This is a genomic window from Ruegeria sp. CDSB029, from assembly GCF_059611125.1.
In genome coordinates, this window is the sequence record NZ_JBXWOX010000020.1 from 78505 (window position 1) to 88624 (window position 10120).

Annotated in this window: 11 protein-coding genes; 10 read left to right on the forward strand and 1 reads right to left on the reverse strand. The window is 54.6% G+C overall.

Going from position 1 to position 10120, the window contains the following annotated elements; all coding sequences use genetic code 11:
- Positions 1 to 4: 4 nt before the first annotated feature.
- The 10 genes from AC2FI8_RS19685 to AC2FI8_RS19730 all read left to right on the forward strand — a co-directional run bounded on the left by AC2FI8_RS19685 (position 5) and on the right by AC2FI8_RS19730 (position 9103).
- Positions 5 to 649, forward strand: coding sequence for a VirB8 family type IV secretion system protein (locus tag AC2FI8_RS19685; protein ID WP_496780681.1), 645 nt, complete (start codon positions 5 to 7; stop codon positions 647 to 649).
- Positions 649 to 1470, forward strand: coding sequence for a TrbG/VirB9 family P-type conjugative transfer protein (locus tag AC2FI8_RS19690; protein WP_496780682.1), 822 nt, complete (start codon positions 649 to 651; stop codon positions 1468 to 1470). The genes AC2FI8_RS19685 and AC2FI8_RS19690 overlap by 1 nt, the downstream gene beginning before the upstream one ends.
- Positions 1470 to 2153, forward strand: coding sequence for a hypothetical protein (locus AC2FI8_RS19695; RefSeq protein WP_496780683.1), 684 nt, complete (start codon positions 1470 to 1472; stop codon positions 2151 to 2153). Before AC2FI8_RS19690 ends, AC2FI8_RS19695 begins: the two co-directional genes overlap by 1 nt.
- Positions 2154 to 2164: 11 nt before the next feature.
- Positions 2165 to 2989 (forward strand): TraB/TrbI/VirB10 family type IV secretion system protein, encoded by an 825-nt coding sequence (locus tag AC2FI8_RS19700; protein WP_496780684.1) that lies wholly within the window; start codon positions 2165 to 2167, stop codon positions 2987 to 2989.
- 48 nt (positions 2990 to 3037) lie between these two features.
- The gene (locus tag AC2FI8_RS19705) at positions 3038 to 4051 is read left to right on the forward strand and encodes an ATPase, T2SS/T4P/T4SS family (RefSeq protein WP_496780685.1); all 1014 of its coding nucleotides are present in this window, start codon (positions 3038 to 3040) and stop codon (positions 4049 to 4051) included.
- A gap of 12 nt (positions 4052 to 4063) precedes the next feature.
- A complete protein-coding gene (locus AC2FI8_RS19710; RefSeq protein ID WP_496780686.1) occupies positions 4064 to 4222 on the forward strand; it encodes a hypothetical protein in 159 nt (52 codons plus the stop codon).
- Complete coding sequence (locus AC2FI8_RS19715; RefSeq protein WP_496780687.1) at positions 4215 to 6107, forward strand: type IV secretory system conjugative DNA transfer family protein; 1893 nt, start codon at positions 4215 to 4217, stop codon at positions 6105 to 6107. The genes AC2FI8_RS19710 and AC2FI8_RS19715 overlap by 8 nt, the downstream gene beginning before the upstream one ends.
- Before the next feature lie 80 nt (positions 6108 to 6187).
- On the forward strand, positions 6188 to 6388 hold the full coding sequence (locus AC2FI8_RS19720; RefSeq protein ID WP_496780688.1) for a YqaE/Pmp3 family membrane protein: 201 nt from the start codon (positions 6188 to 6190) through the stop codon (positions 6386 to 6388).
- 446 nt (positions 6389 to 6834) lie between these two features.
- A complete protein-coding gene (locus AC2FI8_RS19725) occupies positions 6835 to 8349 on the forward strand; it encodes an ABC-F family ATP-binding cassette domain-containing protein (RefSeq protein ID WP_496780689.1) in 1515 nt (504 codons plus the stop codon).
- Between the two features lie 265 nt (positions 8350 to 8614).
- Positions 8615 to 9103: a GFA family protein gene (locus tag AC2FI8_RS19730; RefSeq protein ID WP_496780690.1), complete on the forward strand. Its 489-nt coding sequence runs from the start codon at positions 8615 to 8617 to the stop codon at positions 9101 to 9103.
- A gap of 173 nt (positions 9104 to 9276) precedes the next feature.
- On the opposite strand, the gene AC2FI8_RS19735 is transcribed toward AC2FI8_RS19730, so the two are convergent.
- On the reverse strand, positions 9277 to 10020 hold the full coding sequence (locus AC2FI8_RS19735; RefSeq protein ID WP_496780691.1) for a hypothetical protein: 744 nt from the start codon (positions 10018 to 10020) through the stop codon (positions 9277 to 9279).
- Positions 10021 to 10120 lie beyond the last annotated feature (100 nt).

Genomic DNA, 10120 nt, shown 5'->3' on the forward strand with positions numbered 1-10120 from the left:
GCAAATGTCACACGTGACAGATCACGAAAAAGAACTTTTTCTGGGCGCACGTCGCGATGCCTTCAAATGGCAGGTGTTTGGTATGGTTGGCATGGCAATGGGCGTGGCCTCGATGATTGGTTGGGCGCTGCTCCTTCCGCTGAAGGAAATCCGCGCGGTTCCATTCTCCATTGATCCGGGCACGAAACTGCCGGTGCTGCTGACAGAAAAGGTCGAAGAACTGGAACCGTCTGAGGCGATGGCATTCCGCGAAGTCGCAAATTATGTGCGCGACCGGGAAACCTATGATGTGCAGGACAACAACGAGCGCCTGAAATCGGTTCTGCGCCGCTCTGATGAGCTGGCCGAAACGTCTTACCGCGAACTATGGGACGGGTCGAACGACAGCCATCCGGACGAGATCTATACGCCCAAAACAAAGGTACAGACCGAAATTCTCGGTGTATCGCCAGTCAATGACGAGACGGTCCAGGTTGAGATCCGCAAGTCACTGGTCATTCCAAACCAACCAATCGCCTCGGCTCGGTACGTGGTCACAGTGACCTACGGGTTTGAGGAAAAAATCGTGACGTCGATGGATGAGCTTCTGGAAAATCCATTTGGTTTCACCGTCACCAACTATCGCGTAGACGCCATGGGAGAGATTTGATGTTGCGACCTTTCAAGACACTCACAACCGCCACTGCCGCAATCCTGACTCTCTCTATGCCCGTTCTGGCGGAAATCACACCGACATCGGACGGAAAGAACGCGGATCACCGCATTACGCATTTCCATTACGTCGAGAACCAAGTGTACCGCATCCCTGTGGGTGAACGCCTGATCACATACGTTCATTTTCCGCAGGGTGAAACCGTGCGCAGCATCGGTGCGGGCGACACCGAAAGCTTTCAGATCACCCGCCTGCAGGAAGGCCGCGTGATCGCGTTCAAACCGGAAATCCTCAACTCGGATTCGAACCTTACGGTTTTGACCAATCGCGGCTCGTACAACTTCTATCTTGTTCCCGCTGAGACGACCGCTGAACGCAAAAGGGTGCCGTTCCGAGTCACCTTCTATAACAACAACAAAGGTGGAACCACGACGACCCGTGGCAAGGTCGCGCGAAGCGAACCCAAGCCAACCGGGCGGTTCGTGAACCAAAACTATTCACGGTCGGGCAAAGCAGATTTCGCACCGACCGCTGTTTGGGACGATGGCGTTCACACATACATGCAGATCCCGCAGGACGAAGAACTGCCGGGTATTTTCCGTGTATTGCCTGACGGTCGGGAGCTGATGGTGAACACCACAGTGAAAGAGCGCGGCATTATTCAGGTGCAGGGTCTTTCCGATCTTTGGACGCTGCGCATCGAGGACGACTCGATCTGCGTCCGGAACGATGGCGACGATTACCGGGAAGCCAGCGCTCGCGGCCAGTCTGGTAGACCCATCACCTCGCAAACAGTCCAACCGGGGGGCAGCAAGTAATGAACCGCGAAAACACAATTGCGGCACGGGCGGCGGCTGAACAACCGCCCCTACGCGCCCGAAAAAAGTTCGAACCTAAGAAACTTGTTGGCGTAGCGGTTGCGGGGGCGGTGTTCCTCGGTTTCGTTTGGTTTGTGATGGGCGATGACGCCAAGAACAGCCGCGCAGGTGTCCGCGTTGATGCTCTGCAACAAAGCGGTGGCGAACGCTATGGCCTGCTTACGGCACGGGGGCCGGACGTGGACGAACCAGAACCAGATGCCCTGCCCGAGACCATAGCTGTTGCGACACCCGAAACAGCGCCGGTGCAGATTGATTCCGAAGGGCTCAAACAAGCCCTGAAAACCATCGAACAGCAGAATGGTCGGATCTCCGATCTTCAAGGCGAGCTGACCGATGCAAAAGTTTCGCTGTCAGAAAAAGACAGTGAAATCGCCTCTCTCAATCTGACCAACGAGCGTTTGGAGGTCAGATATGACGAGCGCGAGAAGAAGTTTCAGACAGAGCTTGCCCAGGCGATTGCTGATGCCGAGGCACGGGCGCTCGCCAGCATGAGCCATCTGCAAACCCAAACTCTGACCGAGGACGAACGGCGCAGGCTCGAAGAACTCAAGCGGATGCGCGAGCGCCAGAACCAGTCGGACGGCATTGTGTTCGATGAAAACCCATACGGCAAAAACTAATGGAGCTGACGATGAACAGAACAGCACTCACCCTCGCCCTGGTCACGCTGGCCTCTAGTGCAATGGCTCAGGAACAGAACTACCAGCCCATCAACAGCGGGTCGCAGCCGATCATTTTTCAGCCCGTGCAACCAGCACCTCAACCTGTGCAGGTTCAGCCGGAAAACACACGCCTGCCTGAAGAACAGCGCGGCTATTTGGAAAACCCGAACACGACATGGCAAAACAATCTGGTCGAAGAATATCCGCCCATTGTGGGGGCTTCGATCATTGACGATCCGTCGCGCACGCTGACACAGGGAACGGTTTTGACTGCTGTGTTTGGTGGGGCAGTAAGCTCGGAGCTGCCGGGCAGTGTGGTGGCGACAATCACGCGCGGCGTCTATTCGATGGACGGGACAAGACTGCTCTTGCCCCGCGGATCAAAACTCTATGGCGAATACCGCGCTGATACAAAGCTGGCGCAAACGCGGATCGCTGTCGTTTGGAGCCGGGTTATCACGCCGGACGGCTTGTCCGCGCAAATCGGCTCAGCCGGTACAGATGGTCAGGGCCGGTCTGGCGCAACCGGACGGGTTGATACGCATTTCGGTGAACGGTTTGGAACTGCTGCATTGCTCTCAATCATCGGGATCGCGCCGGTCGCGCTGGTGGCCGATAACGATAGCAGCAATTCGGTACAAACGGATCTGGCAACGCAGGTCGGTTCGAATTTGCAGAATGCCACTGCAGCGGCGTTGGAGGACTATTTGCGGATCACGCCAACTATCTATGTGGATCAGGGAAGCCGCATCAACGCCATCCTGCAGCGTGACGTGGTGTTCGACAACTTCTGAGACAGCCGCAACAACGGCCTTTTTTGACCCGACAATAAGGAAAAGCACATGAAAGGTCGGAACGGCAACGGCCTTCTGGAATACTACACCACCAAGATCGAGCATCTGTTGCATGACGAAAACCTGAGCGAGATTTCCGTGAACCCAGACGGAACGGTCTGGGTTGAGGAAATGGGCACAACCCACATGACCAAGACAGACATCACTCTGACCAGGGATGATGTTGGCAATATCGGGCGGTGTGTGGCTGGGTTCAGCGACGTGACTTTCGGAGAAAAGAAGCCGATTGCGACGGCTAATGTCCCGACAAAAGAGGGCAAAGCTCGGGTGCAGGTTGTTATCCCACCTGCGACAACCGGCGTGGGGTCCGTTGCGATCCGCCTGCTCCGCGTGAAAAGCGTTGACCTGGGCGCGTTCAGCTTCGCCAGTAAAGAGGCCGCATTGGCAGAAAACAACGACCACAGCGCACTTGAGAATGCGCGGGCGGCGCTTGCAGCGGGTACGATGGGCTTTGACGAGCTGGCCGACCTCTCGATGCAAAGCAAATGGAACGTGATTATTGCAGGCGGTACATCGTCGGGCAAAACCACTGTTCTGAACGCGATGTTGAAGCGCGTCGATCCCAGCGAGCGGATCGTGACGATTGAGGAAGTGGCAGAGCTTGACATCGAGCAACCCAATGCCGTGAGCCTGCTTGCAGATCGTTCCGAAGACAATGGGCCACGATCCCCGACAAAGCTGCTTGAATCGGCGCTTCGCCTCCGGCCTGACCGGCTGGTTTGCGGTGAAATCAGGGGCGACGACGCGAATATGTTCCTGGAACTGGTGAACACCGGCCACGATGGATCTGTCTGCACCATGCACGCAAATTCGCCCGTAGATGCCATTGGACGCATGAGCAAAATGGTGCGGCGCGGATCTCCGACCGTTCAGAAAGCCGAGGTGATTGATGACATCCGGGCCACCATTCACATGATCGTTCACATGAAGAAAATCGGAGACGAACGGAAGGTCAACGGCGTGATTTTCCCGCCTCTGATGACTGCTGAACAGCTTATCTGAAGGAGAAACGAGATGAAGAGATTTGAGTACTGGGATGCGATGATGACCGAAAGAGACGATGCCGCAGATGCCTTTGCTGAAATTGGAAAAGCGGGTTGGGAATTGGTTGGCGTCGTGCGCGTCGAATTCGGAATCCGGTGTTTTTTCAAACGCGAGCTGGGTGATGGCTGAGTTTCAGGATCTACCCAAAGGCAAGAAGGTAGCGATAGCCGGCACAATGGGCTTCATCGCTACTTCAGCCTGTGCGGTGTTGGTGGTCGGCCTGGTCATCGAATACCTCAACACAAAAGGTTTCCGGGGGCTGGACATCTGGGCGATCCCAGAGAAGTTCATGGCACAGCCTGCAGAGACGCAGCAGATCATGGGTCTGGTGGCGGTGGTCGCGGTGGGGGTTTTGACCTTTGCATTCGTGGCGGCTGCGCTGCGTGGTCCCTCAACGAAATACGGTGATGCGACCTTTGCAAAGGCCCCTCAGCTCGTCCAGGAGGGCTATGCTTCGGTACTGAAGCTCAAAGACAAACTGGATAGTGAAATCGTGTTTGCCAAATTTGGTGAGCCAAAGGACAAAAACGCGATCTACTATAAGCCCGGCCCCGGTGTCCAAAAGCCACACGCGATGTTCATTGCCCCGTCAGGTTCGGGCAAAACCAGCGGCTTTGTGATCCCGAACGTACTGCGTTTCAATGGTTCTTGCGTCGTCCTGGACATCAAGGGCGAGATTTTCCAGACCACGAGTGCGCGTCGGGCAGCAATGGGCGATGAGGTTTTTGTGTTCGATCCCGAGAACCCCGACAAAAGCCACAGCTATAACCCGCTGCGCCGCGCAGCTCGGGCAAACAATCTGGATCGGCGCTGGGAAGAAGTAATTCAGGTCGCAACCCAGATGTTCGACACGCCCAGCTCGTCCGCGCAAGGTTTCATGGGCGGCGTCGAAGGCATGTTCTGCGCAATGGCGATGTTGGCAATCAAGCGGAACCGTCCGTACATTTCCGAGGTCTTGCGCCTGGTCAAAACAACCAGGCAAAAGGATTACGAAAAGATGGCTGAAGAAGTAGGCTATGCCCGGGCAACAGATGAGTTCCTGAATCTTGCAGCCGAAGAATCCAAGATCCTGCGGTCAACGATTTCCGTCATGAACAACTCTGGCCTTCAGCTTTGGCGTAATCCATCTGTAGCCAGAGCTACGCAGGGCAACGACATCAACTTTGAGGATCTGCGTCGGCGCCCCACCTCGATCTACTTTTCGGTGCCTGGGAAAAAGGTCAAAGAGTTCCGGACGCTCATTCGTCTGTTCTTCCTCGATCTGGTGAACACCATCGAAACCGTTGAGCCGGGTGAAGACGAGCCGTTCAAAGTTCTGATACTACTCGATGAGTTTCAGCGCCTCGGCCACCTTGAACGTGTCGTTGAAGCGTATGACACCATGCGATCGTTCGGCGGTCGGATCATCGTGATTTCTCAAACGCTGTCGCGCCTGCAGGACATTTATGGGCATGAAGGTGTACGGGCGATGCTGGCAAACGCCGGGACGCAGATGTTTGCAGCCTCTGAAGATTCAGAGGTACGCGAACACGTGTCCAGGTCCATTGGTGACAAAACAGTTATGAGCAGATCGAAGTCTCGGGCGCTTGGTAAAATGGAAATGGGCAGCATATCGGAACGCGAGGAAGGCATTCGCCTGCTCCGGCCGGAACACGTTGGCCGACTGCCTGAAAATGAGGTTGTGCTGATCCGAGAAGGCAAGATGCCGGTGATTGCAAACAAGATCCGGTACTTTGAAGATCCGTATTTCATGCAGTTCTTGGGTGGCGATAGTCCGAAGATCAAGGGGACACACCTCGATCTGGCTGTAGAGCAAGCCAGGGACACGGCAAAGGCGCTGGCTGAAGCGAAACCGGCCCCTGCCCCGGTGAAAGAGGTTTCGGAAAAAGATCAGGAACTTCAGGCAGCTTTTGACGTGCAGCACACCGTTGCGAAACGAAAAAGCCGGTCAGCGAAAGATATGGCGATGGAGAAAATGAGAGCCAAACGGCCAGAAAGCAGTGCCTCCGCTTGACGGGGGTGCTGTTTCAGTAAATCTGCGTTTAACCATGTTCGTGAGAACATAGCGGTCTAACTATCAGAAGGTCATTTTAGATGAGATTGATACTCGCAATTTTGCTCCCGTTTGTAGTGTTCTTTACGATCAAGCGGCCATTCCAGGGCTTTTTCTGCCTGCTCCTGCAATTGACGCTCATTGGCTGGATTCCGGCCGCAATATGGGCTGTGTACTCGCTGAGCCAGTACAACACAGACAAGAAGATCAAGGCGGCAGCGAATAGGGTGGGCGAACAATGATCGGAGTTGCCGAAAAAACCGGGTTGGTTTGAAGAAATAGAAAACCGCAAAATCAGCCCTGCGGTCGGCCAAACCAAATAGGGCCACCCCGAGGTGGGGGTCTACTCCGGTAGGGGGCAGGATCATACATTCGTGCAAGCAGCCGTTCGCGGATCACGCGGCGAAGGTGCCGAGAGAGCCCAAATCTACAATTTTTGCGATGCGGCAAATGTCTGCTTTTCTTATCGAGCGGCTTGCTGAGACGGGAATTGTTTTTTAAGGTCTGAGATCACAGTCACAATTTACAACGGGAGGGCACAAGCTGAACATGCGTATCATCCGCCGACTTCAGCATGGTCCCCGTTTCGCCCTGTAAATGCGTTTGCAGGGCGGGCCCGAGAAACAACCTTTCTATCGGTCTGCCCAAAGCCGCACCGCGGCACCTCTTTCTATGAGCAGAGACTCCGATGACTGTGATGAACATCAACGCTTTAAGCGTAATCCGTGGCGACCTCCTTTTCGATGACCTGAACCTGACAATTTCCAAGGGTGATCGTATTGGATTGGTTGCCGCAAATGGGCGCGGTAAGACGACACTATTGGAATGCATGGCCGGTCAATCCGAACCGACCAACGGGAGTATAATCCGGACGCGCGGTTTGCGAGCCGGATATGTAACTCAATACGTGCCGGAACGCGCCTATGACCAATCGCTTTATGAGTGGGTGCTGGGTGCCCTTCCTGCCGAGCAGGCAGAATATGAAAGCTGGCGTGTGGATGTCGTGCTTGGTGATCTGAGTGTTCCGTATGAGTTACAGCATCGTTTGCTCAACGAATTGAGCGGGGGGTGGCAGAGGACTGCATTGTTGGCTGCCACCTGGATTCAGGAGCCAGATATCCTATTGCTGGATGAACCAACTAATCATTTGGATTTGCATCGTATAGGCTTGCTCCAGAACTGGTTGTCTGCCTTGCCACGTGAAGTACCCGTTGTCGTGACATCTCATGACCGTGCATTTCTTGATGCGACCACCAACAAAACGCTGTTTTTGCGTACGAATAGGTCACGTGTTCTTTCGCTTCCATTTTCGGCGGCACGTGCCGCGCTTGATGAAGCGGACGCCGCTGACCAACGGCGGTTTGCCAATGATTTGAACAAAGCACAGCAGCTACGCAAACAGGCAGCGAAGCTAAAGAACATCGGCATCAATTCTGGATCTGACCTATTGGTGACCAAGACCAAACAGCTAAATGATCGCGCGGCACAGATTGAGGCGGGTGCCAAACCTGCCCACCATGAACGCAGCGCTGGTGATATCAGACTGGTGAACAGTGGAACGCATGCCAAGGCTCTTGTCACTTTGGATAACGCACGGGTGGAAACGCCGGACGGTCGCTTGTTGTACAAGACCGGGCAGAAATGGATTTTGCCGGGAGACCGCATCGTGCTTTTAGGAGCCAATGGCACCGGCAAAACCCGATTGGTCAAGATGGTACAAAGTGCACTTTCAGGGAATACTGGGGCGGTCAAATGTGCCCCCTCGGTTGTGTCGGCCTATTCAGATCAGCATCTGAGCCAGCTTTCGGACGGCGACACACCGATGACTGCTGTTGCGGGCCAGTTTGACATTGGCGACCAACGCGCGCGCGGTGTTTTGGCGGGCGCGGGTGTGAACATACAGATGCAAGACACTAAAATTGGCGCGCTGTCCGGCGGTCAAAAGGCGCGTTTGGCGATGCTGATACTGCGGCTCAAAAATCCGAATTTCTACTTGCTTGATGAGCCGACAAACCATCTCGACATTGAAGGACAGGAGGCTCTTGAGGATGAATTGATCAAGCACAATGCATCGTGTTTGCTTGTCAGCCACGACCGCAGCTTTCTGCGAAATGTTGGCAATCGATTTTGGCTGATCACAGATAAAGGTCTGGAAGAAACGGACAGCCCCGAGCCGTTTTTGGCGAGAGAGATGGGTTCATAGTGATCATTTTGGTCCAACATTTGGTGCAGGGCGGTTGGTGTCAAAATGGACTTTCGTGTGATTTCAGCCAAAGCTCACTTTGTCCCGCATCTGAGACATCCAAGGCGTGCGCAGCGATCGACCGGTTTTCCGCACTGCGGTCATTGGTGCGTCGACCCGTTTAAACCGCCACCCAAGGCTGACACTCAGGGAATGACTTATATTGTTGATCTCAGACCATTCCTTGTTCCTAATAGCTGATGCAGTGAACAGGTTGGAGAGAGACATGTCATCCGGATGCAAGGGCCGCTGTCTTTGTGGCAAAGTTAGCTACGACACTGGAAGTGAACCACTTTGGGTAACCATCTGCTATTGTCGATTCTGCCAGCGCGCCACCGGGTCCGATCGAATGATAGAACCCATTTTCGAGCGTGGGCCATTCACTTTCACCGGGAGTAGCCCGTCAATCTATACGCTGCCATCAGAAGGCAGTGGTAAGGATGTTAATGTCCATTTCTGTGCCGATTGTGGGACCAAGCTGGCGCTCACTTTCGAACGTTGGCCCGATAGGATTGGAATCCTTGTCGGAACGCTGGACACACCGGCAGCAGTTGTCGTGACGTCCGAGAACAGCAAGCATATCTTTGTCTCCGAAGCCCGCGCAGGGACAATTTTGCCGGCGGATTGCAAAACTTTCGAGCGTCACGCCACCGAAAACGACGGCAGCGCGATTGAACCAATTGTTCATTCCTCGCCATTCACGGTGCGGGGCTGACCCACGTCGTAGATACAAAGTAAATGGCGGCAAAGTCCCGCTCCCTACCAGTTCAGGCAAGGTGCAGCGAAGGGTCGGTTTTCAACAATCCCGTTCGGAAATTTCAATGCCACCCTGTTTTGCACCGAGCCTGAATCTGGCCCTGCTGTATCAAAAGTACTTTCTGCGTGGCCTTACAAGCTGTGGCCTTCATCTTCATGAACGTGGATTGCCTGTTCGCGGGTATGGGCAATCTCTTGCACCACGGCGGCAATCTTGCTGGATGAAACCTGGTGCAGCTCACCGACAACGGCCTCGGCGCGCTCATAGCTGTCCGGAACGCCCTGGCTGGTGAAATGGGCAGCAGCGGTGGAAATGTCCGCGTCTTTCCAAGTCGCCGTTGTGCCGACTGAAACGCTGTCATGATCGTTGTAGCGGGCCAGGAACTTGCTTCCGTCGAGACCGAAGCTGTTGGCGGTTGCAACAATGTCGTCACGCACTGACAGCCATTTTTCGGCCTCGGACGGGTCCAGGCTGTCCCGCTCGGCTGCAGTCATGGATGTGGTGTAACTGTCGTCAGCAACAGTGTACGCCTGCAGGTCGGTGTCGTATGGGCGTAACTCGGCAACATCGCCCTTCAGCTCTCCGATCTGCACGTCCATTGCAGCACGCAGATGCGGATCTTCGACCTCTCGGGCAAGAGCCTCCATGTTCTCGATGGATTTCACGATGTCTTTGGTTTGTTCTTCGTAGGTCTCGAAACCGGCCTGCCCCAGAGCGGATTGCATATATTGCACATAGCGATCACCGGGCATCTGGTAATCATCCGAACCCTGGAAATCCTTGTCGCCGGACAGATCCGCAAGTGACGAATAGTAAGGATGATGCAGATCGTATTCCTGCGCGTCGGTCATGTGCTGAGAAACCAAAGCCTGCATATCGCCCTGGTGAACTGGTTCCCCGGTATTGCCAAGTTGTTTGCGTCATATTGCACTTCATTGGCAATGGTTGGATTATGCGGACATTTCAGCGGTGTAA

Coding starts and splice junctions, on each gene's coding strand:
- AC2FI8_RS19685 (WP_496780681.1), top strand. CDS start 5: ATGTCACACGTGACAGATCACGAAAAAGAACTTTTTCTGGGCGCACGT.
- AC2FI8_RS19690 (WP_496780682.1), top strand. CDS start 649: ATGTTGCGACCTTTCAAGACACTCACAACCGCCACTGCCGCAATCCTG.
- AC2FI8_RS19695 (WP_496780683.1), top strand. CDS start 1,470: ATGAACCGCGAAAACACAATTGCGGCACGGGCGGCGGCTGAACAACCG.
- AC2FI8_RS19700 (WP_496780684.1), top strand. CDS start 2,165: ATGAACAGAACAGCACTCACCCTCGCCCTGGTCACGCTGGCCTCTAGT.
- AC2FI8_RS19705 (WP_496780685.1), top strand. CDS start 3,038: ATGAAAGGTCGGAACGGCAACGGCCTTCTGGAATACTACACCACCAAG.
- AC2FI8_RS19710 (WP_496780686.1), top strand. CDS start 4,064: ATGAAGAGATTTGAGTACTGGGATGCGATGATGACCGAAAGAGACGAT.
- AC2FI8_RS19715 (WP_496780687.1), top strand. CDS start 4,215: ATGGCTGAGTTTCAGGATCTACCCAAAGGCAAGAAGGTAGCGATAGCC.
- AC2FI8_RS19720 (WP_496780688.1), top strand. CDS start 6,188: ATGAGATTGATACTCGCAATTTTGCTCCCGTTTGTAGTGTTCTTTACG.
- AC2FI8_RS19725 (WP_496780689.1), top strand. CDS start 6,835: ATGACTGTGATGAACATCAACGCTTTAAGCGTAATCCGTGGCGACCTC.
- AC2FI8_RS19730 (WP_496780690.1), top strand. CDS start 8,615: ATGTCATCCGGATGCAAGGGCCGCTGTCTTTGTGGCAAAGTTAGCTAC.
- AC2FI8_RS19735 (WP_496780691.1), bottom strand. CDS start 10,020: ATGCAGGCTTTGGTTTCTCAGCACATGACCGACGCGCAGGAATACGAT.